Below are 25,122 nucleotides of genomic sequence, written 5' to 3'. Positions count from 1 at the left end.
TTTTGCGGCACTTGTCACCTTATGCCGTCGGAGCTTGCCGCAATCCCCGTGAGGTCATTTCGGGGCGGATGTGGGTGAGTTACTTACACAGCGTAGGGGGCGCCGAGCATGGGGGCGACAGGCCGGGGTCGGTACCTGCTTCGCCATTTCCTTCCCCATGGTCAGGACGCTCCTGATTGAGCGGGGGCGCGGCGATGGGCATAGTGCCTGGCACGTCGAGCGAGCACCATGACCACCACGCACCCTCAACTTATAGGCGCACTTCTCAAGGGCATCCGACGCGCCGAATCCGCGCGCGCAGCCTCTATTGCGTATTGCGCCGGATTGGCCGGGCAGATGCGCTTTGACTACGGCACGCCGGACGATGCGGGCAAGGTGCTGGAGATGTTCGCGCTGGATTCCGAGCAGATCCGCGAGCTGGGGCTGGTGGGCGTGGAAGAACTGGGCGAGGCGGTCTGCCATGCGTGGTCCATCAACGCCGGCGAGCTGGATCGGGTGGTTCAGTGGTTTTCGGCGCCCAGGGTCGAGTTCGTCGGCAAGCACTGCCGCGAGCTGATCCGGGCCGGGCGCATCGGGCCGGTGCTGACCATGGCCCGCGAGCACGCCTTGCTGCGCCATCGCTGAGCGCCGCCAGACTCGGGCGCGCCCGGCCGCTTTACGCTAGCCGGCGCAACAGCAATACTCGCTGACCCTTCCAACCTCAGTTTTGCCAATGCGCCAGGTTCCGCCCGCTTCATCCGCCGCCGCCGCCAAAGCCCAATTGCTGGAAGAGCTGCGCAAGCTCGAGCAGGAAGAAGCCCAGCTTAAGTACGCCCAGACGCTGGAAGCCTTCGACCAGGTGGTCGAGGTGCTGACCCAGTTCGGCAGCCGCTTCAATGCCAAGCAGAAGTCCCAGATCGCGTCGCTGGCAATGACCGGCAAGTCCAAGGGGCCGTTGTCGTCCATGGGCGAGGTCGTCGCCAAGTACTGGATTCCGCATTCCGGCGAGACCTGGTCCGGGCGTGGCCGCACACCGCGCGCGTTCAAGGCATGGGAAGGCACCAGCTCCTACAAGGAATGGAAGGCCAACCATCCGGACAAGCGATTCCCGTTGTATCCGGGCTGAGTTCTTGAAGAGTCAAGGGCTGGCCGCACGCGCGCGTGTCGCCTGGCGATTACGGCCTTCCTGCACCTTGGTTTTATCGCTGTAAGTGCCGCGCTGCATTGCAGGCGTTGCCGGATCGTGCAATCCAGGCTGGCAGTGATCACGCTTGCCGATGTCGCCGTGATCCAGGCCATAGGTGTCATCGATACCGCCTTAAAGAGCGCTTTCGCCAGCAAAGCAATCGGAGCTTGATCTGCGATCGCGCCGTCGTCAGGCGCGCTGCTGTTTGCCCCGCGCTTGACGCGCAGCTGGGTGTCAGCGGCAGAGTGGTAACCGCACACGAAAACAGCAGCGGTGGTTACCGACCGGCAGTGCAGATCCGGTTCAAACCGGAGCATCCATTTCCTGTGTCGACGCAATAAAAAACGCGCGGCCTGCCGGAGTTCCGGCAGACCGCGCGTATGGTTTATCGCATCAGGGTTACTGGTCGTTCTTGCACTCGAATACCGACACGCTGCGCGGCGGGGCCAGGAATTCGCTGGCGCCTGCCGGCATCATGTCCACTTCCAGGGCTTCGTCGGTCGAGAGCACCAGCTTCCAATGCACCGGTTCGTCGGTCGAGGGCAGGGTGAAGGTGACGCCTTCGTGGTAGGCATTGATGACGATCAGCAAGGTGGCGTCGTTGGCCAGTTCCTTGACGCCGGAGGTCTGTGCCTTGCCTTCAAGCAGCAGTCCCACCGAGCGCGCGCCGGCGTCGGTCCAGTGCGCGTCGTCCATCTCGGTCCCGCCCGGATTGAGCCAGGTGAGATCGCGCAGGCCCGCTTCTTCGTTGTACTGGCCGTTGAGGAAGCGGCCGCGCGACAGGATCGGATAGCGCTTGCGCAACTGCGTCAGCGCCTTGACGAAGTCGGTCAGGCGGCCATCGGTCGGGTCGTTTTCCCAGTCCAGCCAGGTGATCTCGTTGTCTTGGCAATAGGTATTGTTGTTGCCGCCCTGCGACTGCGCACGCTCGTCGCCGGCGAGCATCATCGGCGTGCCTTGCGAAAGCAGCAGCGTGGCGAGCAGGTTCTTCATCTGCCGCTCGCGGATCTGCAGCACGTCCGCATTCTCGGTGTCGCCTTCCTCCCCGTAGTTGCAGGAGCCATCGTTGGACGAGCCGTCGCGGTTGTCCTCGCCGTTGGCCATGTTGTGCTTTTCGTTGTAGCTCACCAGGTCACGCAGGGTGAATCCATCGTGCGCGGTGATGAAGTTGACCGACGCCCACGGGCGGCGACCGCGACGATCGAACAGGTCTGCCGAGCCGGTGAAGCGGGTGGCGAACTCGGCCAGCTTGCCGTCCTCGCCCTTCCAGAACTCGCGCGCATTGTCGCGGAACTTGTCGTTCCATTCCGACCAGCCCGGCGGGAAGTGACCGACCTGGTAGCCACCGGGGCCGCAGTCCCAGGGCTCGGCGATCAACTTGACCTCCGACAGCAGCGGGTCCTGGTTGCATGCATCCAGGAAGCCGCCGCGCTGGTCGAAGCCGCTGGGCTCGCGTCCCAGGATCGTGGCCAGATCGAAGCGGAAGCCGTCCACGTGCATCTCGCTGGCCCAGTAGCGCAGCGAATCGTTGACGAACTGGATCACCCGCGAGTTGCTCAGATTGAGCGTATTACCGGTGCCGGTGTCGTTGATGTAGTAACGCTTGTCTTCAGCAAGGCGATAGTAGCTGGCGTTGTCGATGCCCTTGAACGACAGCGTCGGACCCAGCTCGCTGCCTTCGGCGGTGTGGTTGTAGACCACGTCCAGGATCACTTCCAGGCCCTGCTTGTGCATGGCCTTGACCATGTCGCGGAATTCATCGCGATGCCCGCTGGACAGGTAACGCGACTTCAGCGCGAAGAAGCCGATGGTGTTGTAGCCCCAGTAATTGCGCAGGTCCTTGTCCAGCAGATGCTGGTCGTCCAGATACGCATGCACCGGCAACAGTTCGACCGCGGTGATGCCCAGGTCCTTGATGTATTGCAGGACCTGCGGCTGTGCCAGGCCGGCAAAGGTGCCACGCACGGCTTCCGGTACCTGCGGGTTGCGCATGGTGTAACCACGCACGTGGGTCTCGTAGATCACCGTCTCGTTCCACGGCGTCAGCAGGCGCGCGTCGTCTTCCCAGTCGTAGGTGTCTTCGACCACCACGCACTTGGGCATGAACGGCGCACTATCGCGCTCGTCGAAGCTCAGGTCGCCGTCCGGGTGGCCCACGGTGTAACCGTAGAGTTCGTCCGCCCAGATCAGGTCGCCATCCATCTCGCGTGCGTACGGGTCCATCAACAGCTTGTTGTGGTTGAAGCGGTGGCCTTCGGTGGGTTCATACGGGCCATGCACGCGGTAGCCGTAGCGCTGTCCGGGTTTGACGTCGGGCAGGTAGCCGTGCCAGATCTCGTTGGTGTATTCCGGAAGGTCCACCCGCACTTCGGTGCCCTGTTCGTCGAACAGGCACAATTCCACGCGGGTGGCATGCGCGGAAAACAGTGCAAAATTGGTGCCCTTGCCATCGAAGACGGCGCCGCGCGGAAACGGGCGTCCTTGGCGGATGCGGGAGGGGTTGGCGTAAGCCGCGCTTGCTGGACGTCGCATTGAGAGTCTCGGGTGCGCCGGCATGCCGGCATTGAGGGGACTCAAGCATTGCGTGGGCAGCTGTGCAAACTGCGTCACGACGGCAGGGGGGCGGCGTGAGGGCGGTTGTCGCGGGGCGTTGCCGCCGATTATTTTCTGACCGCAGTGACGGAAAAACAGGGCGCACGGCCGCGGGGATCTGACATGTACGCATCGCGCGGGTCGGCTGCGTTGTCTATGCGGCTGTCGCCAGACAAACCCTCTCTGTGCATCACCGGTGTCATGCGCGCGCGCTTGAGCGCCGCGCAGCCGCCCTGCTAGCATCCAGGCCGTCGGAGTCATGCAACGCATGCAGTGTGACAGCTGCCTTGCTGCGTCGCTTCCGCCTCCCATTCTCGGGGCCGTCGCACACCCGTCGAACGCAGCATGCAGGGCAGGGACGCTGCCCGCCCGTGCAATCGACCGGCAGACCTGCGGACTTGGGTCACTCCGTCATCAGACTCCGACCATGTCCAGGCCGCGCCGTACCCCTGCTGCGATGAAAATCGCCATCCTTTCCCGCAACAGCAAGCTGTACTCGACCCGGCGGCTCATCGAGGCCGGGCGCAAGCGTGGCCACACCGTGCGCATCCTCGACCCGCTGCGCTGCTACATGCGCATCGCCGCCGACGGCTTCAGCCTGCACTACAAGGGCAAGCCGATCACCGGGTTCGACGCGGTGATCCCGCGCATCGGCGCCTCGGTCACCCGCTATGCCACCGCGGTGTTGCGCCAGCTTGAATTCATGGGCACCTATACGCCCAACCCCTCCGATGCCATCCTGCGCTCACGCGACAAGCTGCGCGCGCATCAGTTGCTGGCCGCGCAAGGCATCGACATGCCGGTGACCGTGTTCGGCGACAACCCCGACGACACCCAGGACCTGCTGTCGATGCTCGGCCCGCCGCCGCATGTGGTGAAGTTGAACGAGGGCGCACAGGGCGCCGGGGTGATCCTCACCGAGAAGGCCAGCGCCTCGCGTGGCGTGGTCGAGGCGCTGCGCGGGCTCTACGCCAATTTCATCGTGCAGGAGTTCATCGGCGAGGCCGAGGGCGCGGACCTGCGCTGCTTCGTGGTCGGTGACCGGGTCGTTGCCGCCATGCGCCGGCAGGCGGCCGAGGGCGACTTCCGTTCCAACCTGCATCTGGGCGGCAGCGCCGCGGTGGCCCAGGCCACCGAGCAGGAACAGGAAGTCGCGGTACGCTCGGCGCGCGCGCTGGGCCTGGCCGTGGCGGGCGTGGACCTGATCCGTTCCACGCGCGGGCCGCTGGTGCTCGAGGTTAATTCGACCCCCGGACTGGAGGGCGTGGAAGGGGTCTGCGAGGTGGACGTGGCGGCGGCGATCATCCAGCACCTGGAGCAGTCGATCCGCTGATCGGGCTACCCGCGTCGTTATCGAAAATTTAACGAAAATCTAATCCTTTCCTCGCTAGCCTCACCCGACCGTAGCTCCGCTCTCGGCAGTGACGGTGATCGGGATGAACTTTTGGCCCAAGTGCGTTGTCGCACTTGGGCCTTTTTATGTGGCGGCTTGCTGCCCCCAGGCTTCGCGTCTACATTCGCTGATGTTAAATCGCTCAGGCACACAAGGAGGCGTCGGCATGGCAAGGCAACGCGGCATTGGAAGGCTGCTCATCGTGATCGGTCTGCTGACCGGCCCTGCCTGCGCAGTGGCGGCCGATATCGACATGCCGTCCAGGCCGCCGGTGCAGCAGGTGCCTAGCGATCTGCATAAGGGCCAGACGCACTCCGGGATCAGTCAGGATGAGCACGTTAAGGTGACAGCGGCACCCGAGCGCATCGCGGCCGCGTCTGAGGCACAGCCGGGTGTCATCGCGCTGCTGCCCGAGCAGCGCGCAGGCTCGCATAACGACCAGGAGCTCATCACCCAGATTTTGACCATGGCAGGCGAAGATGGTCGGCCAACCGCCGGCGCGCGCGTGCACTTGGTTCGCAGATCAGTACCGGGCAGTGTCTGACCGCCGCCGAGTGCGGCCATCAAACGACTATAAGCCAACACGAAATTTCTCGGCGCCAGCGCTAAAAACAGTTTAACGAATGAGGTTCCAGTGCGAATTCTAGTAATCGAAGACAACAGCGATATCGCCGCCAATCTGGGCGACTATCTCGAAGACCGCGGCCACACGGTGGATTTTGCTGCCGATGGCGTGACCGGGCTGCATCTGGCCGTGGTGCATGAGTTCGACGCCATCGTGCTCGATCTCAACCTGCCCGGCATGGATGGCATCGAAGTGTGCCGCAAGCTGCGCAACGAAGCGCGCAAGCAGACCCCGGTGCTGATGCTCACCGCGCGCGATTCGCTGGACAACAAGCTGGCTGGTTTCGACTCCGGTGCAGACGACTACCTGATCAAGCCGTTTGCATTGCAGGAAGTGGAAGTGCGGCTCAATGCGCTGTCGCGTCGCGGCAAGGGCGTGCACACCCGCGTGCTGGAAACCGGCGACCTGGAATACAACCTGGATACGCTGGAAGTGCGTCGCCGCGGCAAGCTGCTGCAGCTCAACCCCACCGCGTTGAAGATCCTGCAGTCGCTGATGGAGGCCTCGCCGGCCGTGGTCACCCGCCAGGAGCTGGAAACCCGCGTCTGGGGCGAGGAGCTGCCGGATTCGGATTCGCTGCGCGTGCATATCCACGGCCTGCGCGCGGTGGTCGACAAGCCGTTCGACGTACCGATGATCCAGACCCGTCACGGCATCGGCTACCGCATCGCCTCGCCCGATGCCTGAAAGCAATAACGGCGCGCGGCCGGCGCGCAAGCGCGGCCGTTACCGGCGGCGTCTGCGCAGCCGCATCATCCTGTCGTTCGTGTTGTTGGGCTTCTGCCTGACCACGCTGTTCGCTTTCGCCACCAACTGGGCACGTTCGCGCGTGGAAAACCAGTTGGTCGAAGACGTGATGAACCGCAACATCGACGCCTTCGCGCAGCGCTTCTACTCAGACCCGCTGCGCAACCCCGATCTGCCGGTGCAGCAGATGCGCGGGCGCGTGGTCAAGAGCGACAAGTTCGACGCGCTGCGGCTGGAACAGCCGGAGTGGTATCAGCTGCCCGACGGCATCCACACCATCTCCGGCGTGGACGACAGCGGCAACGCGTATTCGTACAAGCTGGCGGTGCGCAAGACGCCGAGCGAGTGGTTCTTCCTCGCCTACGACATGACCCAGACGCTCAAGGGCGAGATCCAGCTCAAGCGCACGCTGATGCTCTCGGTGCTGGTGTTCAGCGGCTTTTCGCTGTTGATCGGCTGGTGGTCTGCATCCAAGGTGATGCGCCCGGTGTCGGACCTGGCCGCGCGCCTGCGTGCCTACCGCGGCGGCACCAGCGAGCCCAAGCCGCTGGCCGCGCACTTCCCGGACGACGAAGTGGGCCAGCTGGCCGAAGCGCTGGACGATTACTCGGCCCGCCTCACCGAAGTGGTACAGCGCGACCGCGAATTCAACGCCGATGTCAGCCACGAACTGCGCACCCCGCTGGCGGTGATTCGCGGCGCCACCGAACTGCTGCTCACCAAGCCCAATCTCGACGAGAAGATGCTGCAGCGCCTGCAACGCATCCAGCGCGCCGAACTGCAGTGCAGCGATTTGATCGGCTCGTTGCTGCTGCTCTCGCGCAACGAACGCGGGCAGGGCAGCAGCAATGTCGCCAAGGTGGCCGAACAACTGATCGACGCGCACCGCGCCCAGCTCGGCGGCAAACCGCTGGAGCTGCTGCTGGAAGGTGAGCGTGACCTGGTCATCGACGCGCCCGAATCCGCTCTGTCGGTGGCGCTGGGCAACCTGATCGGCAATGCGGTCAAGTACACCCAGGACGGCCAGGTGCGCGTGCGCGTGCTCGCCGATGCGGTGGAAGTGATCGACTCCGGCCCCGGCCTGAGCGAGGAAGACGCAGCCAAGCTGTTCCAGCGCGGCTACCGCGGCACCCACGCCGGCCATTCGCAAGGCGGCGGCATCGGCCTGTCGATCGTCAGCCGCCTCTGTGACCTTTACGGCTGGCGCGTCAGCGTGCGCCCAGGCCAGCAGCGCGGCGTCATCGCAACACTCGCCTTCCACCGCTAACTACCCCCCCGCACCTCCGTAGGAGCGCACCCGGGCGCGACGGCCTTACCCATAGCGCCCTCCCACTGCAGCGCCTCCAGCTAACAGCCGCAGCCCCAAAACCCCTCAGCGCTCCACCACCGTCACCACCAACTCGCCCGCACGCGCAGTGATCTGCAGCTTGCACCCAACCGCAAACCCCAACTGCTCCAGCCACAGCCCGCGTAGGCGTACGCTCGGGATGCGCTGGCTATGTGGCCGGCCCGGCTCCGCATCGTAGAACGCATAGCCTACCGTGCAGCGCGTGGGCATGCGTGCCTTGCGCGGTGGCCGCGGCGGCAGATCGTCCACGCGGGGCCTGTGGCGACGGTCAAAGGCGAGGTTGTCCACGTCGAGCGTGGGCGAGGGCACCAGCCGCATGGGCTGCGTGTCCTTTACCGGCGTGGCTGCTCGCTTGGCGGAAGCGGTGCACTTGACGTTCGGTTTGGACCGCATGGAGCTTGGAGAATTCGTTCGGCTCATCTCCTCACCTCCGCCAGCATCACGGAGCGACGACGCCCATCAACCTGCGAGATCGATACATTTGCCATGACAACGCCTCCTTCGAAGAACAGGCACCGTCGCCGGCCGGCGACGGGATGTCGGGAGGTTAGAAACCGTGCATAGTCGGCGGGCGTATTCCTCCCGAAGGAGTGTTGTATTAGCCGCCCTCCCGACGCAGGCATCGCGTCGGCTTGTACCTGCAGGCAGGCACAAAAAACCCACCGGTTTGACGGAGGTGGGTACCGCTATGCACGGAGTTTCTACGCTCCTTGAGGCGGAGATTGCTACTGGTTGTTTGCAATGTCAATGCAGCAACTAAATGCGGTCGGTGTCAGGGCGTTGATTGGCTTCGACTGCGTCAAGCTGCCTGGGAGACATGCCACGCATGCCGGAGGAGCGGTGCGCGGAGGAAACGAACGCCATGCAGCGTGTGCCAATGAAATCGCCGCCGATCATGGCAGCCGGCTGACCGTGGGAGCATCGTGGGTGCCTGGCCGTGGACGTCAGCGCCCGATGCGATGCGTTTGTGGCATTGCCCTGTAGGTCGCATCCAGCCGTTGCGCTTGTTGCGCCAACTCGTCTGTGTTGCCTTCGTTGCTGACGATGTCATCGGCAATCGCCAAGCGTTGTGCGCGGGATGCCTGCGCGGCAATCATCTGATCGGCAAGTGTTGCGGTAATCCCGTCGCGTTGCATCAGGCGAGCATGCTGAAGCGACACCGGCACATCGACGACAACAATGCGGTCCAGCCAGGCATAGGTCGCTCGTCCGCCCGCTTCGGTCAGCAGGGGGATGGCGACGACCGTATAAGGGCCCAAGGCTGCCAGCGCGGCGCGCTGCAGTTCTGCGCGAATGGCCGGATGGGTGATCGCTTCCAGCGCCTTCCGTTGGGCCGGATCGGCGAAGACGATCTTGCGCAGCGCTTGGCGGTCCATTGTTCCATCCGGTAACAGAATCTCGCGGCCGAACTGCTCTGTAATGGCGTCGAGAATGGGGCCAGGCGCCACGACCTGGCGCGCAACGAAATCCGCATCAATGACCGGCACACCCAGCTTCTCGAACTCGGCGGCCAGGGCACTCTTGCCGGAGGCGATGCCACCGGTGAGGCCGACGATGAAGTCGCTCATCGCCGTGCCCGGGTCAACGCAGGCCTGCGAAGTGCAGGTAGCCGTCTACCAGATCGTTGCCCCAGAAGAACACCACCCAGCCGGCGATGGCCAGGTAGGGGCCGAACGGGATCGGCGTGGCGCGGTCGCGGCCCTTGGCCACCAGCCAGATCGAACCGAGGATGGCGCCGACCAGCGAGGAGATCAGGATGATCGGCAGGATGCCTTTCAGCCCGCACCACGCGCCGAGCGCAGCCAGCAACTTGAAGTCGCCGTGGCCCATGCCTTCCTTGCCGGTGAGCTGCTTGAACAGCCACCACACCGTCCACAGCGAGACATAGCCCACCGCCGCGCCCAGCAGGGCGGGCTTGGCCGGCATGTAGAGGTTGTCCATCGAGCCGACCAGGCCCAGCCACATCAGCGGCAGGGTCAGCTGATCCGGCAGCAGCTTGTGGCGCAGGTCGATGCCGGACATCGCCACCAGGAAGCAGCTCAGCACGATCGCGCCGAAGCCCTGCCAGCCGAAGCCGAAGCGCCAGACGCTGGCCACGCACAGGATCGAGGTCAGCAACTCCACCAGCGGGTACTGGAGGGAGATCGGCTTGCCGCTGTAACGCGACTTGCCGCGCAGCATCAGCCAGCTGAAGAGCGGGATGTTCTCCCACCACTTGAGCTTGTCGCCGGTGACCGGGTCGTGCGAGGGCTCCACCACGATCCCCGGCGGCGGCGGCTCGTAGATGTCCGGCAGCTCCAGGATCTCGCGCGCATCGCGCCGCCACTGCCACTCCATACGCTTGGGCAAGCGCAGGATCACCACGTTCAGGAAGCTGCCGATCAGCAGTCCCAGTCCGGCCGCGGCAGGAAAGCCGAGACCAGGATGCTGGTCGAGAAATGCCATTACGTCTTAACCCACCACTGCGCCAAGTTTGAAGATCGGAAGATACATGCCGATGACCATGCCGCCTACGATGGTGCCGATGAACACCATGATCAGCGGCTCCAACAGGCTGCTGAGCGCGTCCACGGCGTTGTTGACTTCCTGCTCGAAGTAGTCGGCCACCTTGAACAGCATGGTATCCAGGGCGCCTGCCTCTTCGCCGATCGCGGTCATCTGCACCACCATGTGAGGAAACAGATTCACTTGTTTCATCGCCATGTTGACCGGGTAGCCGACTGACACATCGTCCCGCATCCTGAAAACGGCCTCTTCATACACCTTGTTGCCAGTGGCGCCAGCTACGATCCCGAGTGCCTCCACCAGAGGAACGCCTGCCTTGAATGTCACTGCAGTCGTCCGTGCAAAGCGCGCAATTGCACTGTTGTGCATGATCTGTCCAATCACGGGGACCTTGAGGATCAATCGATCGAGTCCATGCTGCATCCGTGGAGAACGTTTGTAAGCGAAGATGAATCCGACGATAGATCCAACTGTCACCAACAACATCAACCACCAATAGCTGACCATGAAGCGCGAGGCGTTGACGAGGAGCTGAGTGAATGCCGGTAGTTCAGCACCGAAATTCTTGAATACCTCTTCGAACTGAGGGACCACGAAAATAAGCAAAATCGCACTCACAATGACTGCCACGGCAACCACCATGGCAGGGTAGAACATTGCCTTTTTGATCTTGCCCTTGAGGGCTTCGATGTTTTCTTTGTACGTGGCGACCGTATCTAGGACAGTCTCCAGCACACCGGCACCTTCACCCGCGCGGACAAGGTTGCGGTAGAGCTCGTCAAACTGGACGGGGTGTTTGCTGATGGACTCGTAGAGCGAGGATCCCCCCTCGATGTCTGTCCTGACCTGGCCGACCATCTTCTTCATGCGTGGGTTCTTGTGTCCCTCGCCGATGATCTCCAGAGAACTGACGATAGGTACGCCCGACTTCATCATCGTCGCCATCTGGCGGCTGAAGAACGCGATGTCTTTGGCGGTAATCTTCTTGCCTGCCGCTCCAAACAGGGGCTTCGGCTTTTGCTTCACCATGCTGGGCACTATGCCCTGACGGCGCAACTCTGCTCGCAACATATTGGCGTTGCGGGCTGTCTGCTCTCCCTTCATCTTCACGCCACGCTTGTCAGCCCCTTCCCAAACAAAGGTCTGCAGCATGCTGGTGTTCCGGTCGACCGGTTGCTTCTTGATGGCGCTACGCGCGACTGACATGTTGAGCTCCCCATCCAGCCATCCCCAGGCCGGCCTTTGCATTGATGTTAGCGTGTTTGGCTGATGAGGACATCCTGTGATTTACTGGACGCTCATTGACCTATGGGGGGGCGCTTGGTGGTCGAAATGTGACCTGCCGCGTCACATGGCCTGCTCCGTCGCAGTTGCAAAAAAGTGTGCTTCCATCTGTGGAAGTGCCTGGCATCATCTGGTCCGGGGAACGAAACGAGCTGGTCATTGATGGTTGGCATACAACCTGCATGTATCAATTCGCACAACACGCCCTGCCTGGATGCGCTGAGTGTCCAGGCCGGAGATTTCGGCAATTTCATAAACCTCTAGGGGATGTACTCATGAAGAAGCAGCAAGGTTTTACCCTTATCGAACTGATGATCGTAGTCGCGATCATTGCCATCCTGGCAGCCATTGCTCTGCCGGCGTATCAGGACTACCTGGTCAAGTCGCGTGTGTCGGAAGTCGTGCTAGCTGCCTCGTCGGCTCGCACCACTGTCTCCGAGGCTGCCGCTTCTGACACCGGCGCAAACATGCCGGCGACTGTTAATATCGAGTCGCAGTCCTCCAAATACGTATCGGGCGTTGCGTATGCACAGAGCGGCGCTAGTGGCGTGATCACCGCAACTGCAAAGGATTTGGGCGGTAGCACTCCCACTGGCACGATTACGCTTACCGGCACCAAGGGTGCTAACGGCCAGGTCAGTTGGGTGTGCAGCGGCTCCATCGCCGCCAAGTACCGCCCATCTACCTGCCAGTAATTCGGCCGGCGTGATACGCCAAGTCTTGTAGTCGAGCCCCGCTTCTGCGGGGCTCGCTTTTTCTGGATATGGAATCGGTACATGCTGACGTTGCGCAGGATTGCGCCCTGGTGCTTTGCACTGATTTTGATCGTCTATCTCAGACCGTACACCGGAATCCGCCACGATGCTACGCTCTATCTGGCACAAGCTTTGCGCCTGATAGAGCCGGATATCTTCAACCGTGACCTATTCTTTGTCGCGGGTAGCCAAGCCAGCTTCACCCTATTTCCACAGCTGCTGGCGCTGCTGTTGGCCCATCTAGAGCCGGGCGAGGTCTTCCTGGCGCTGACCTTTGTCAGTCGCTTGCTCTTCTACGCTGCCAGCGCCTGGTGTGTCCATGTGTTGTTCCCGGTGCGCTGGCGCTGGCCCGCACTGTTGGCGTTGATCGTCATGCCCACCGGCTATGGTGCATTCAGCATGTTTTCGTATGCGGAGCCTTTCCTGACCGCGCGGCCTGTTGCCGAAGCCCTATGCCTGCTGGCCATTGCGGCGTTGGTGCGCAATCGGATGGCTTGGGCAGTTGCCTTGTTCGCTGTTGCGGGGTTGCTGCATCCCCTGCCGGCCATCGTTGCTGTGCTGGTCGCTTGGTGTTGGCTCGTTTTGGGCGACCGCCGCTGGCTGTGGTCATTGCTGCTGGTAGTGCCTGTGCTGGTCCTGGCAGCATTGAAGGTCGGGCCCCTGGCTGGCGTGTTGCTGGTGATGGACACGCAATGGCGCAGCATGATCGATGATGTGGGCGACCAGGTGTTTCTGGGCGCCTGGACGCCGCGCGACTGGTGCATCGTGCTGGCGGATGTCTATTTGCTGAGCCTGCTGGCCCAGTGGAGCGGCCCTAACACGATATTGGGCAGGCTGGCCAAGGCAGTACTGCTCGCCACCGTACTCGGCTTGGGCCTGAGCTTCCTGCTGGCTGATGTGTTGAGGTTGATCCTGCCCATCGGCCTCCAGCTATGGCGCGTGCTGTGGATCGTGCATTGGTTGGCGGCGGCGTCTATCCCGTTCCTGGTCTGGGATCAGTGGCAGCGGGGTGGACGCCTCTGGATTGCTCCTTTGCTGGTGGTCACCATTGCCGTAATCGGTGCCAGCGTGCCACGCAGCACGCTGCCATGGGCGGTGCTGGGACTGATCCCGCTGCATATGGTCTGGCCGCATGTGGCTGATCGGGTGAGCCCTCCTATTTGCCGCCTACTGCTGGCAGGATTGAGTGTGGCGATGGTCGTGGCCACAGCGCGCTACCAGTTGCAGATGTGGACGGTGTACGAAATGACCGGGCGCAATCCGGAAGTGGTCCGCCAGGACGTGATGATCTTCGCCTACCCGCTGATCTGCGGCGGGTTGGTCGCGTTGGCCGTCTGGGGTTACCGCAGCAGCGGGCCGAAGGGGCAGGCGCTGATCGGTGTGCTCTCATTAGCTGCCTTGGTAGGTGCGTTGAGCGTGTGGGATTCGCGCAGCCCGTGGACCCGGGTCCAGGAGTCCGCTTATGGCACAACGGTGTTCAGTGAAAACATCCCGCGTAATGCCAGCGTGTTCTGGGTCGCCAACGATGCCTCCCCGCGTGCGGCTTGGCTGGTATTGCGGCGTGCCAATTACTACAGCCCACAGCAGCTGTCCGGGCAGATGTTCAACCGGCAGACGGCACTGCTGGGTAGACAGTTGAGCGCCCAAGTAGAACCGGTGACGCTGCAGGCTGCAATCTGCGAGGTGATGGCGAACGTGCAGGTGGACGCCGAACCTTGCAGGATCAGCGAGGTGGGTCTGGAGCAAATGTGCACGCACCATGGTGACCTGGTGCCGCCTGATTACTTCGTGTTGCCGTTCGACCAGGAAAAGCATGTGCGCAGCAGGTGGCAGGTGCGTCACCCGGGGACAGGAGAAACGATTACTACCGAGTACCTGTACAAGTGCTCAGACTGGGTGCCGCCGCCGGCGAGGGGCGCACAAGCATGAACGAACCATCTGCAGTGGAAGTCGCCGCACCCTCCACGGCCCGGCGCGACTGGGCCTCAGAAGGCGGAGGCTATCTGCTGGCTTCGGCCGTGGCGTTGCTGGTTGATCTGGGTACTTTTGGCCTGTTCGCCAGATGGGGGTGGGGCTGGTACGGTGCTGCCACCGCTGGCTTCCTGGTAGGTAGCGTGGTGGCCTACGTAATCAGCGTGCGTTGGGTGTTCGCTACGCGCAGCCTCCATTCGCGCTCAGCAGAACTGGCAGCTTTTGTGCTTATCGGTTGTTCCGGCTTGCTTGTGGTTCAGGGGATAATGTGGCTGAGCATTGAATGGCTTGGTATGCCGGGGAGCATTGCCAGGTTGATTGCGGTGGGTTTTTCATTCACCTCCAACTTTGTACTGCGGAAATTGATTCTGTTCCGGCCGCGCGCGCGTGGCCGGTCCATTGGGGAAGGGAAGTAGCATGAGTAAGCATGTAGTGATCATCGGCGCCGGGCCCGCAGGGCTGACGGCAGCGCTGGAACTGGTGGGACAGCCTGGCGTGCAGGTGACGGTGCTGGAGGCCGATGACTGTGTCGGCGGAATTTCACGAACGGTCAACCACAACGGCAACCGCATCGACATCGGCGGGCACCGTTTCTTCTCTAAATCGGACTGGGTGATGCAGTGGTGGGCCAATCTGATGCCCATCGAACACTCGGGTGATGTTCCTTTGAATCTACGTTACCAGGGCCAGGCGCGCGATGGCCTGCCGGACGGTGCCGCCGTGGCCGATGGGGCCAAGCCGACTGCCATGCTGGTACGCAACCGCCTGTCACGAATCTACTTCAACCGACGGCTCTTTTCGTATCCGTTGAAGTTGAACGTGGACAGCTTCCGCAAGCTGGGCGTAGGCAAGTCCGTGTTGTTTGGCTTCAGCTACTTGCGTGCGCAGGTCAGCAAAATCGAGCCTGAGGTGAGTTTGGAGGATTTCCTGGTCAACCGCTTCGGCCAGCGCCTATACGGCCAGTTTTTCAAGGAATACACCGAGAAGGTATGGGGTGTGCCTTGCAATCATATCAGCGCCGAATGGGGCGCGCAGCGCATCAAGAGCTTGTCGGTCACCAAGGCGGTGTTGCATGCACTGAGAGGCATGTTGGGCCTGAATGGAAAGGTGGCGCAGACTTCGCTGATCGAAAATTTTTTATACCCCAAGCATGGACCCGGTGAAATGTGGGAGACCGCTGCGCAGTTGTTCAAAGCGCGAGGTGGCACCCTGCTGATGAAGCACGAGGCTGTGGGCCTTGCCGTGGATGCTGGGCAAGTGCGCAACGTGACAGTGCAAAACGAGGCGGGTGAGGCCTTCAAATTGGATTGCAGCCACGTGGTGTCGACGATGCCTATGCGTGACTTGGTGGCTGCCTCGCGGCAGAGCTGGGGCGAGGACATTATAGCCATCGCGGACAACCTGCAGTACCGCGACTTCATCACCGTTGGCCTGCTATATCGGGCCAGCGAGTTGCCGCGTGCGTTGGGTGACAACTGGATATACATCCAGGAGCCAGGCGTTAACGTGGGGCGCGTACAGATTTTCAATAACTGGAGTCCGCACATGGTCAAGGACGCGTCCATGGTGTGGATGGGCTTAGAGTTCTTCTGTCGCGAGACCGACGATCTCTGGAAGATGCCAGATGCCGACCTGCAGCAGTTGGCGCAGCGCGAGATGCTGCAGATCGGGCTGGTTTCCGCCGCTGCTGCGCAGGATGCGGTAGTGATTCGGGTGCCCAAAGCCTACCCAGGTTACTTCGGCGAATCATATGCACGCTTCGACCAATTGCGTACGGCGTTGGACGCGGTGTCCAACCTGTTTCTGGTGGGGCGCAACGGCATGCATCGCTATAACAACCAGGACCATTCGATGCTGACGGCCAAAGAAGCGGCCGAGCAGATCCTGACCGGCAATGTGGATAAGAGCCGCCTGTGGTCGATCAACGTGGACGATGAGTACCACGAAGAAGCCAAGGCCTGAGCATGCCCCAGCCCTGAGCTTGTCCACGCTTTGTGCCTGGGATGGTGGGGAGCGCCGGAGTGTTGTGATGTTTGATCGGACGTGGAGTCAGTTAAATGTGGAACATCCTTGTCTGTGGAGGGGCGGGGTATATCGGCAGCCATATGTCGCAGTGGCTGGCCGAACAAGGACATGCGGTGACGGTGCTGGACAATCTGTCCACCGGCCACCGCCAAGCAGTGAAATGGGGTGAGTTCTTCCAGGCAGACTTGCTGGATGAAGTGTCTCTAGCGCGTGCCTTCGACAAGCGCCGCTATGACGTGGTGATGCATTTTGCGGCGACCTCGCTGGTAGCCGCATCGGTGGGTGATCCGTTTCCTACCTATCAGAACAACGTGACTGGCACGCTAAACCTGTTGGCGCAGATGCGCCGCCGAGGCGTGGAAAAATTGGTGTTCTCTTCCACTGCGGCGGTGTTCGGGCAGTCGCCGGTGGCGCTGATCGATGAGCACCAACCAATGCACCCGATCACCCCTTATGGTGCCAGCAAGCTGATGGTCGAACGTATCCTGGTAGATGCGTGGGCGGCCTATGGCTTGTCTTCGGTAGTACTTCGCTACTTCAATGCTGCTGGTGCCCTTGCGGAACATGGCATTGGCGAGGCGCATGCGTGCGAAACCCACCTGATTCCGAATGCGCTGAGGGCGGCGGCCGGGCAAGCGCCCCCGCTAAAAGTGTATGGCGCAGACTATCCCACGGCCGACGGCACCTGCATCCGCGATTATGTCCACGTGCAGGATCTCGCAAAAGCTCACGCGCTGGCTGTTTCTTTACTGGAATGCAGTCCAGGGGCACACGACTTCAACCTAGGCAGTGAACAGGGTTATTCGGTCATGGACGTCGTCGCTGCTGCGGAACAGGTGGTCGGTCGGTCCGTGCCTTTCAAACTGGTTGGGAGGCGTCCGGGAGACCCGGCACGTTTGGTGGCCTCCAGTACCAAGGCACGGCAAGTGCTGGGTTGGGAGCGGAGCTGGCAAGATATGTCCGCGATCATTGATAGTGCCTGGCGCTGGCACCGGACGCAGCCGTTTTGAAAGCAGTGAACGGTTTACCAAAGCATGCGTTCACTTGAGTTGCGCAGTTAGTATGTCGAATCGAAATTACAACACGGCGGCCGCCTTGGGCGATACGTCGGGCTCAATAGGGGAACCGCATGAACGCCGTTAACACAGCTAACCTCGTCGGCATTACCGGCCTTGCCCGTCGCCTAGTCCAGGACGGCGCGCTGGATGAAGCTGCAGCCCGCGATGCCATGGCAAAAGCGGCTGCAGCCAGGCAGCCACTGCCAATCTGGCTTACTCAGAACAAGGTCGTCGGTGCTGCGCAACTGGCTGCCGCTAACGCAGTCGAGTTCGGCATGCCATTGATGGACGTGTCGGTATTCGACGCCAGCCAGAGCGCCGTCAAGCTGGTCAGCGAGGAATTGCTTCAGAAGTACCAGGTGCTGCCATTGTTCAGGCGCGGTAACCGGTTGTTCGTTGGGGTGAGTGACCCGACTCAGACACGTCCGTTGGACGACATCAAGTTCCATACCAATCTGGTGGTCGAGCCTATCCTGGTCGACGAGGACCAGATTCGTCGCACCTTGGAGCAGTGGCAGGCCAGCAATGCGTCGCTTGGCTCATCGCTCGGTGACGACGATGACGACATGGGGGATTTGGACGTGTCGGCCGGGGACGAGGACATGGGCGCCGGCGGGGATGCCGGGGTCGATGCCAAGGGCGACGACACGCCGGTGGTGAAATTCGTCAACAAGGTGCTGGTGGATGCGATCCGGCGGGGAGCCTCCGACATCCATTTCGAGCCCTATGAAGACGACTATCGGGTGCGCTTGCGCATCGACGGCCTGCTGAAGAATGTGGCCAAGGCGCCGGTGAAGCTGAGCCAGCGCATCGCGGCGCGCCTGAAGGTGATGTCGCAGCTGGATATCGCCGAAAAGCGGGTGCCGCAGGACGGGCGCATCAAGCTCAACCTGTCCAAGACCAAGCAGATCGACTTCCGTGTCAGCACCTTGCCGACCCTGTTCGGCGAGAAGGTGGTGCTGCGTATCCTGGACGGCAGCGCGGCCAAGCTGGGTATCGAGAAGCTGGGCTACGAGGCGGACCAGCAGAAGCTGTTCCTGGAGGCGATCCACAAGCCCTACGGCATGGTGCTGGTGACCGGGCCGACCGGTTCGGGCAAGACGGTGTCGCTGTACACGGCGCTGGGCATCCTCAACGACGAGACGCGCAACATCTCCACTGCCGAGGACCCGGTCGAAATCCGCCTGCCTGGCGTCAACCAGGTGCAGCAGAACAACAAGCGCGGCATGACGTTTGCGGCGGCGTTGCGCTCGTTCCTGCGCCAGGACCCTGACATCATCATGGTCGGCGAAATCCGCGACCTGGAAACGGCCGAGATTGCGATCAAGGCCGCGCAGACCGGTCACATGGTGCTGTCCACGCTGCACACCAACGATGCGCCGCAGACCATCGCGCGTTTGATGAACATGGGTATTGCGCCGTACAACATCACCTCATCGGTGACGTTGGTGATTGCGCAGCGTCTGGCGCGACGGTTGTGCAACAACTGCAAGCGCAGATCGAGCCTGCCCGAGCATGCATTGCTGGCGGAGGGGTTCACTGCAGAGCAGCTCGCTGCCGGTATCGAGCTGTACGAGGCAGTCGGTTGCGACGAGTGCACCGAAGGCTACAAGGGCCGTACCGGTATCTACCAGGTGATGCCGATGACCGACGAGATTGGCGCGATCGTGCTGGAAGGCGGCAACGCGATGCAGATCGCCGAGGCCGCGCAGAAGATCGGCATCCGCGACCTGCGCCAGTCTGCGCTGGTCAAGGCCGCGCACGGGGTGACCAGCCTGGCCGAGATCAATCGGGTAACCAAGGACTGAGGGTCGGGAATCGGGAATCGGGATTGGGGAATCGGAGAAGCTGGTTACAGCGGTAATCCTTTTCCCCCCCAAGCTTTTGCTCGACGGTTTTGAGACTGGGCAAAGTTGCGAAGGCCAAAAAAACGGCGCTTCCTCGTAAGAGGAGCGCCGTTTTTTATTGTGAGAACAGCATCAAGCCATGAATGCCGTCTTCAATGCTCAAGAAGACATAGAGGTCAGAACGGAGCATTCAGGACGAGCGAACGCAGCGAACTCGCTTTTACGATTCCCCAATCCCGATTCCCCAATCCCGGCTTCTCTACTCCATCCCCAACTTCTTCAACTTGTAGCGCAACGCCCGAAACGTGATGCCCAGCTGCGCGGCGGTCTTGGTCTTGTTCCAGCGGTTTTCTTCCAGCGCCTTCTGGATCGCGGCGCGTTCCAGTTGCTCGATGTAGGAGGGCAGGGCGGCCGAGGCGGGGTCGATGTCGACCACGGCTTCGCGCGGTTCTACCGCGGCGCTGCCGGGGGTGGCGGCCAGGCGATGGCCGCCGTGGGCGGGCAGGCGCAGGTCGGTGGCGCTGATCTGGTCGTCTTCGGCCAGGGCCAGGGCGCGTTCGAGGATGTTTTCCAGCTCGCGCACGTTGCCCGGGAAGCCGTACCGGTCCAGCGCATCGAGCGCGGACTGGGTCAGTAGCGGTATCGGGCGGCCATGGCTGTGCGCCAGGCGCGCGATGATCGCCGCGGCCAGCTGCGGCAGGTCGCCGCCGCGTTCGCGCAGCGGCGGCACGCGCAGTTCGATCACGTTGATGCGGTAGTACAGGTCGTGGCGGAAACGGCCGTCGGAGACCAGGTCGCCCAGGTTCTTGTGCGTGGCCGAGAGGATGCGCACGTCCACCAGCGACTCGCTGGAGGCACCGACCGGGCGCACCGATTTTTCCTGGATTGCACGCAGCAGCTTGACCTGCATCTGCAGCGGCAGCTCGGCTACTTCGTCCAGGAACAGCGTGCCGCCATGCGCGGCCTGGAACAGGCCGGGCTTGTCGGCATGCGCGCCGGTGAAGCTGCCCTTCTTGTGGCCGAAGAACTCGCTTTCCATCAGTTCGGCGGGGATGGCGCCGCAGTTGACCGGCACGAACGGACCGGCCGCGCGGGCGCCCTGTTCGTGGATGGTGCGGGCGACCAGCTCCTTGCCCACGCCCGATTCGCCGACGATGTAGACCGGCGCCTGGCTACGCGCCACCTTGCCGATGGTGGCGCGCAAGCTTTCCATCGCGCTGGAATCGCCGAGCAGGCGGCTGGCCTGTTCCGGCGGCGGCGCCGGCGGAGCGGGGCGGTCGCGGTTGTTCAATTCCAGTGCGTGCTTGACCAGGCCACGCAGCACGCTGATGTCCACCGGCTTGCTGACGAAGTCGAAGGCGCCGGCCTTCAAGGCCTCCACCGCCAGGTCCATGCTTCCGAACGCGGTGATCATCGCCACCGGGGTCTGCGGATAGTGCTTGGCGATTTCGGTGACCAGTTCGATGCCGTTGCCGTCGGGCAACCGCATGTCGGTCAGGCACAGGTCGTAGGGATTGTTGGCCAGCAGCTCGCGCGCTTCGGCCAGGTTGGCGGCGGTGCTGATGCGCAGGCCCATCCGGCCCAGGGTGAGAACAAGCAGTTCGCGAATGTCACGCTCGTCATCGACAACCAGGGCACTTTTCGGTTCGTTCATGTGGCGCACGATAGCCCAGGGCGATGACAGTCGACAATTGCCGGCCGAGTGCGGGCCTAACGATTCACATGATCAAACAACGGGCGCGGCGGGACGCACGAAGCGTAGCGGCTGGCCGCAGATACACGAATGCAGCGCCGTTGCAGGCAGATGCGCCATGGGCTTGCTGCAGGCGTGACGCAACGATCCCGCTCATTTCCCGAGCAGGCTGTTGGGCCCCTGCAACAGGATCCGGAAACAGGCGCCGCCACCCGGCACCGACACATAGTCCAGTTGCGCCTGGTTGGCGCGGCACAGCTCCTGGGCGATGTACAGGCCGAGCCCGGTACCGTGCTCGGAGGTGGTGTAGAACGGGCGGAACAGCTGTGCGGCCACCGTCTCCGGGATGCCCGGGCCGCGGTCGATGACGTCGATCACCGCCATGCGCTCCAGGCGTTCGACGCGCAGCTTCACCCGCGCCGGCTCGTCCATCACCCGGCCGTACTTGAGTGCGTTGTGGACCAGCGCGGTCAGGATCTGGTGCAAATGCTTGGGGTCGACCAGGGCATGCACGGACGCGCCTTGAATGCTCGCTTCCAGGATGTCGGTTTCCATCGACAGAGTCTGCCGGTACTCGATCACGAAGCGGCGCACGAACGCGGCCAAGTCCAGGTTGTCGGGGTTGGCGCGTTCGCGGCGGGCCAGCGCAAGCACGCTTTCGACGATGCCGTTGGTGCGCTGGCATTGCTGGTGGATGATCTGCAGCAGGCGGCGGTCGGCATCGCCGATGTCCGGGGATTCTTCCAGCAATTGCGAGGCGTAGCTGATCGCCGCCAGCGGGTTGCGGATCTCGTGCGCCAGGCTGGCCGAAAAGCGCCCCATCGCCGACAGGGTGAGCGATTCGGCGCGCCGCGACACCACGCTGGCATCGTCCAGGAACACCAGCACCAGGTCGCTGTCGGCGAGCAGGCGCACAAAGCGCGGCTGGACTTCCGGGCGGTCGGCGCCCAGTTGCAGCGGGGCTTCTTCCTGGCGCCAGCCGCTGCGCCAGCGCTGCAGGCGGCGCGCCAGCTCCGGGGTGAGCGCGGCCAGCGACAGGTCGACCGGGGCGTTGCGCTGGTCGCCATCGCCGAGCAGCGCCAGCGCCGCCTCGTTGGCCAGGGTGATGCGGTTGTGCGTATCGACCACCAGCACGCCGGTGCGCATGCGGCGGATGATCAGCTCGTTGATTTCGTAGAGATTGGCGACCTGCGCACCGCGCTCCTCGGCCAGCACCTGATTGCGGCGCGCCCGCGAGGCGATCTGTTCGCAGATGAAGGCGACTGCGACATAGCTGGTGGCGAACATCGCCAGTTCGGCGATCGGGCGGGTGGCGCCGCCGCCTTCCAGCACGGTCCACAGGTATTCCAACACGGTGGCGGCGCTGGCGAGCACGGCAATGCTCATGCCATAGCGCAGGCGCAGCAGGATCGAGGCGGCGGCGACATTGAACAGCAGCATCATCGCGATGCCGGCGCTGGCGCCGGGCAGCGCATGCGTGGCAAGGGTCGCGGCGAGGATGTCGGCGATCACCGCGCACAGCACGGTGGCGGTCAGGCGGCGCTCGTTGCGTCCCCGGAACAGCAGCGGGATGGCCATCGCCAGGTAGCCGATCGCCACACCGGCCGCCAGGCGCGGGTAGCGGGGCTCGGGGATCGCGTCGGACAGGGGGCTGAACACCAGTGCGGCGATCAGCCCGGCCACCAGCACCCGGTACAGCGAAAAGAAGTACAGCTCGCGCTGTGGCGCGGACTGGATCCGGTCGATAAGCGATGGGCTGGATGGCAAACCGATTCCCCGCGGGCGCAAGCGGCGAGTATAGGCAGGTGCGCGGCCCACGCAGCGCTTGCGCACAGTGCCGGGCTGGACGCAAGCGGCGGGGCACTCGGGCCGACTTTTGCGCCGCACGGCGTGGTCGGCCACAATAGGCGGCCCGTTCGCGTCTCTTGACGTGCCGCCCTGGCGGTCTGCGTTGCACGCAGCGGTCGTTTCCTTTTCCCACGGTGACGCATGAATTTCCACGAATACCAGTCAAAACAGCTGCTTGCCGAGTACGGCATCCCCGTTCCGGCCGGCAAGGTCGCGGCGACCCCGGACGAAGCGGTTGAAGTCGCCAATTCCCTGGGCAAGGGCCCCTGGATGGTGAAGGCGCAGATCCACGCGGGCGGTCGCGGTAAGGCTGGCGGCGTCAAGTTCTGCAAGACCACCGACGACGTGAAGGCCGCAGCGGCCAAGATGCTCGGCACCAAGATGTCCACCTACCAGACCGCCGGCGTCGAGCTGCCGATCAACTTGGTGCTGGTGACCACCGCCGGCGAGATCGTCAAGGAGCTGTACCTGTCGATCCTGGTCGACCGCGGCACCAAGACCATCACCTACATCGCCTCCAGCGAGGGTGGCGTGGAGATCGAGCAGGTCGCCGCCGAGACGCCGGAGCTGATCCACTCGCTCAACGTCGATTTTGTCGAAGGCGTGCAGGGCTACCACGGCCGCGATTTCGGCTTCAAGCTCGGCCTGACCGCCAAGCAGGCCGGCCAGTTCGCCAGCATCATGGTGAACCTGTATCGCCTGTTCAACGAAAAGGACCTGGCGCTGGTTGAAATCAACCCGCTGGCCATCCTGGACGATGGCAACCTGTACGCGCTGGACGGCAAGTTCGACAGCGACGACAACGCCGCGTTCCGTCAGAAGCAGCTGGTCGCCATGCGCGACAAGACGCAGGAAGACGAGACCGAAGTGACTGCGTCGGAGCTGGACATCAACTACGTCACCATGGACGGCAACATCGGTTGCATGGTCAACGGCGCCGGCCTGGCCATGGCCACCATGGACGTGATCAAGCTCAACGGCGGCGAGCCGGCGAACTTCCTGGACGTGGGCGGCGGTGCCAACAAGCAGCGCGTCATCGAGGCATTCAAGCTGATCCTGTCCTCGGACAAGGTCGAAGGCATCTTCGTCAACATCTTCGGCGGCATCGTCCGCTGCGACATGATTGCCGAGGGCATCATCGCGGCGGTCAAGGAAGTGGGCGTCAAGGTTCCGGTCGTGGTGCGCCTGGAAGGCACCAACGTGGAAGAAGGCAAGCAGCTGCTGCGCGACAGCGGCATGGCCATCATCCCGGCCGACAACATCAACGACGGTGCCAAGAAGGTCGTCGAAGCTGTCAAGAACGCCGCCTGATTCACGACACCGAAGGAACTATCCATGTCCGTTTTGATTAACAAGAACACCAAGGTGATCGTGCAGGGCTTCACCGGCCAGCAGGGCACCTTCCACGCCACTCAGATGATCGAGTACGGCACCCAGGTCGTCGGCGGCGTGACGCCGGGCAAGGGCGGCACCACGCATATCGACCTGCCGGTGTTCAACACCGTGGCCGACGCCGTCAAGGCCACCGGCGCAGACGCGTCGGTGATCTACGTGCCGCCGCCGTACGCGGCCGATGCGATCCTGGAAGCGGCTGCGGCCGGCATCAAGGTCATCGTCTGCATCACCGAAGGCATCCCGGTGCTGGACATGCTGCGCGTCAAGAACGTGCTGACCCGCTCGCATCCGGACACCGTGCTGATCGGGCCGAACTGCCCCGGCGTGATCACCCCGGGCGAGTGCAAGATCGGCATCATGCCGGGCCACATCCACAAGCCCGGCAAGATCGGCATCGTGTCGCGTTCGGGCACGCTGACCTATGAAGCGGTCAAGCAGACCACCGAAGTGGGCCTGGGCCAGAGCACCTGTATCGGTATCGGTGGTGATCCGATCAACGGCCTGAACTTCGTCGACTGCCTCAAGCTGTTCAACGAAGACCCGCAGACCGAAGGCATCATCATGGTCGGCGAAATCGGTGGCGACGCCGAGGAAGCTGGCGCCGAGTACATCAAGCAGTTCGTGAAGAAGCCGGTCGTCGGCTTCATCGCCGGTGCCTCGGCTCCGGCCGGCAAGCGCATGGGCCACGCCGGTGCGATCGCATCGGGCGGCAAGGGCACTGCCGAAGGCAAGTTCGCGGCGATGGAAGCCGCTGGCGTCAAGACCGTCCGTTCGCCGGGCGATCTGGGTGCGGCGATTGCTGCGCTGGTGAAGTAAGCACGCCGCGCGCGCAAGCGTGTGAGCGTCAGAGAGGCCGCCTTCGGGCGGCCTT

General features: G+C 62.9%; 21 protein-coding genes. 14 read left to right on the top strand and 7 right to left on the bottom strand.

Annotated elements, in window-relative coordinates:
* Positions 1-228 precede the first annotated feature (228 nt).
* Positions 229-624, top strand: coding sequence for a hypothetical protein (locus H7A87_RS15060; protein WP_119127575.1), 396 nt, complete (start codon positions 229-231; stop codon positions 622-624).
* Between the two features lie 88 nt (positions 625-712).
* Entirely contained in the window at positions 713-1,105 is a 393-nt protein-coding gene (locus H7A87_RS15055) for an H-NS family nucleoid-associated regulatory protein (RefSeq protein WP_119127576.1), read from the top strand.
* 459 nt (positions 1,106-1,564) lie between these two features.
* Here H7A87_RS15055 and glgX read toward each other — a convergent pair whose 3' ends face one another.
* Positions 1,565-3,697 (bottom strand): glycogen debranching protein GlgX, encoded by a 2,133-nt coding sequence (glgX, locus tag H7A87_RS15050; protein ID WP_119127578.1) that lies wholly within the window; start codon positions 3,695-3,697, stop codon positions 1,565-1,567.
* Positions 3,698-4,184: 487 nt separating this feature from the next.
* On the opposite strand from glgX, the gene rimK reads away from it, so the two are divergent.
* From rimK to H7A87_RS15030, 4 genes are all read left to right on the top strand, one after another.
* Positions 4,185-5,090 (top strand): 30S ribosomal protein S6--L-glutamate ligase, encoded by a 906-nt coding sequence (rimK, locus tag H7A87_RS15045; RefSeq protein ID WP_166763129.1) that lies wholly within the window; start codon positions 4,185-4,187, stop codon positions 5,088-5,090.
* 226 nt (positions 5,091-5,316) lie between these two features.
* On the top strand, positions 5,317-5,694 hold the full coding sequence (locus H7A87_RS15040) for a hypothetical protein (protein WP_232087858.1): 378 nt from the start codon (positions 5,317-5,319) through the stop codon (positions 5,692-5,694).
* A 90-nt stretch (positions 5,695-5,784) separates the two neighbouring features.
* Positions 5,785-6,462, top strand: a complete 678-nt coding sequence (locus H7A87_RS15035; protein WP_006448355.1) for a response regulator transcription factor — start codon at positions 5,785-5,787, stop codon at positions 6,460-6,462.
* Positions 6,455-7,789, top strand: a complete 1,335-nt coding sequence (locus tag H7A87_RS15030) for a HAMP domain-containing sensor histidine kinase (RefSeq protein ID WP_164739182.1) — start codon at positions 6,455-6,457, stop codon at positions 7,787-7,789. The genes H7A87_RS15035 and H7A87_RS15030 overlap by 8 nt, the downstream gene beginning before the upstream one ends.
* Positions 7,790-7,894: 105 nt before the next feature.
* Here the strand turns inward: H7A87_RS15030 and H7A87_RS15025 are convergent, their stop codons facing one another.
* The 4 genes from H7A87_RS15025 to H7A87_RS15010 all read right to left on the bottom strand — a co-directional run bounded on the left by H7A87_RS15025 (position 7,895) and on the right by H7A87_RS15010 (position 11,581).
* Positions 7,895-8,290 carry a SymE family type I addiction module toxin gene (locus tag H7A87_RS15025; RefSeq protein WP_119127579.1) on the bottom strand — a complete coding sequence of 132 codons (396 nt, stop codon included), beginning with the start codon at positions 8,288-8,290 and terminating at the stop codon, positions 7,895-7,897.
* A gap of 524 nt (positions 8,291-8,814) precedes the next feature.
* The gene (coaE, locus tag H7A87_RS15020) at positions 8,815-9,438 is read right to left on the bottom strand and encodes a dephospho-CoA kinase (protein WP_119127580.1); all 624 of its coding nucleotides are present in this window, start codon (positions 9,436-9,438) and stop codon (positions 8,815-8,817) included.
* A 13-nt stretch (positions 9,439-9,451) separates the two neighbouring features.
* Complete coding sequence (locus tag H7A87_RS15015; RefSeq protein ID WP_002812278.1) at positions 9,452-10,315, bottom strand: A24 family peptidase; 864 nt, start codon at positions 10,313-10,315, stop codon at positions 9,452-9,454.
* A gap of 6 nt (positions 10,316-10,321) precedes the next feature.
* Positions 10,322-11,581: a type II secretion system F family protein gene (locus tag H7A87_RS15010; protein WP_119127987.1), complete on the bottom strand. Its 1,260-nt coding sequence runs from the start codon at positions 11,579-11,581 to the stop codon at positions 10,322-10,324.
* A 353-nt stretch (positions 11,582-11,934) separates the two neighbouring features.
* Here H7A87_RS15010 and H7A87_RS15005 point away from each other — a divergent pair, with 353 nt between their 5' ends.
* The 6 genes from H7A87_RS15005 (at position 11,935) to pilB (ending at position 19,276) form a co-directional block, all read left to right on the top strand.
* Entirely contained in the window at positions 11,935-12,354 is a 420-nt protein-coding gene (locus H7A87_RS15005) for a pilin (protein WP_119127582.1), read from the top strand.
* An 81-nt stretch (positions 12,355-12,435) separates the two neighbouring features.
* Positions 12,436-14,343, top strand: coding sequence for a hypothetical protein (locus H7A87_RS15000; protein WP_119127584.1), 1,908 nt, complete (start codon positions 12,436-12,438; stop codon positions 14,341-14,343).
* Positions 14,340-14,801 (top strand): GtrA family protein, encoded by a 462-nt coding sequence (locus H7A87_RS14995; RefSeq protein ID WP_147421061.1) that lies wholly within the window; start codon positions 14,340-14,342, stop codon positions 14,799-14,801. The genes H7A87_RS15000 and H7A87_RS14995 overlap by 4 nt, the downstream gene beginning before the upstream one ends.
* A gap of 1 nt (position 14,802) precedes the next feature.
* A complete protein-coding gene (locus H7A87_RS14990; protein ID WP_119127587.1) occupies positions 14,803-16,347 on the top strand; it encodes an NAD(P)/FAD-dependent oxidoreductase in 1,545 nt (514 codons plus the stop codon).
* Between the two features lie 95 nt (positions 16,348-16,442).
* Positions 16,443-17,420 carry a UDP-glucose 4-epimerase GalE gene (galE, locus tag H7A87_RS14985; RefSeq protein ID WP_119127589.1) on the top strand — a complete coding sequence of 326 codons (978 nt, stop codon included), beginning with the start codon at positions 16,443-16,445 and terminating at the stop codon, positions 17,418-17,420.
* Positions 17,421-17,539: 119 nt separating this feature from the next.
* On the top strand, positions 17,540-19,276 hold the full coding sequence (gene pilB, locus H7A87_RS14980; protein ID WP_119127591.1) for a type IV-A pilus assembly ATPase PilB: 1,737 nt from the start codon (positions 17,540-17,542) through the stop codon (positions 19,274-19,276).
* 298 nt (positions 19,277-19,574) lie between these two features.
* On the opposite strand, the gene H7A87_RS14975 is transcribed toward pilB, so the two are convergent.
* Entirely contained in the window at positions 19,575-20,969 is a 1,395-nt protein-coding gene (locus H7A87_RS14975; RefSeq protein ID WP_180496733.1) for a sigma-54 dependent transcriptional regulator, read from the bottom strand.
* A gap of 192 nt (positions 20,970-21,161) precedes the next feature.
* Entirely contained in the window at positions 21,162-22,775 is a 1,614-nt protein-coding gene (locus tag H7A87_RS14970; protein ID WP_104544483.1) for a HAMP domain-containing sensor histidine kinase, read from the bottom strand.
* Between the two features lie 222 nt (positions 22,776-22,997).
* Between H7A87_RS14970 and sucC the strand changes: the two genes are divergently transcribed.
* Positions 22,998-24,167 carry an ADP-forming succinate--CoA ligase subunit beta gene (gene sucC, locus H7A87_RS14965; protein ID WP_016901264.1) on the top strand — a complete coding sequence of 390 codons (1,170 nt, stop codon included), beginning with the start codon at positions 22,998-23,000 and terminating at the stop codon, positions 24,165-24,167.
* 24 nt (positions 24,168-24,191) lie between these two features.
* The gene (gene sucD / locus H7A87_RS14960) at positions 24,192-25,067 is read left to right on the top strand and encodes a succinate--CoA ligase subunit alpha (RefSeq protein ID WP_047124757.1); all 876 of its coding nucleotides are present in this window, start codon (positions 24,192-24,194) and stop codon (positions 25,065-25,067) included.
* Positions 25,068-25,122: the final 55 nt, after the last annotated feature.

It is taken from the genome of Xanthomonas sp. CPBF 426, from assembly GCF_903989465.1.
In the GTDB taxonomy this organism is placed as follows: Bacteria; Pseudomonadota; Gammaproteobacteria; order Xanthomonadales; family Xanthomonadaceae; genus Xanthomonas; species Xanthomonas euroxanthea.
This window is presented reverse-complemented; position numbering and strand designations above follow the sequence as displayed.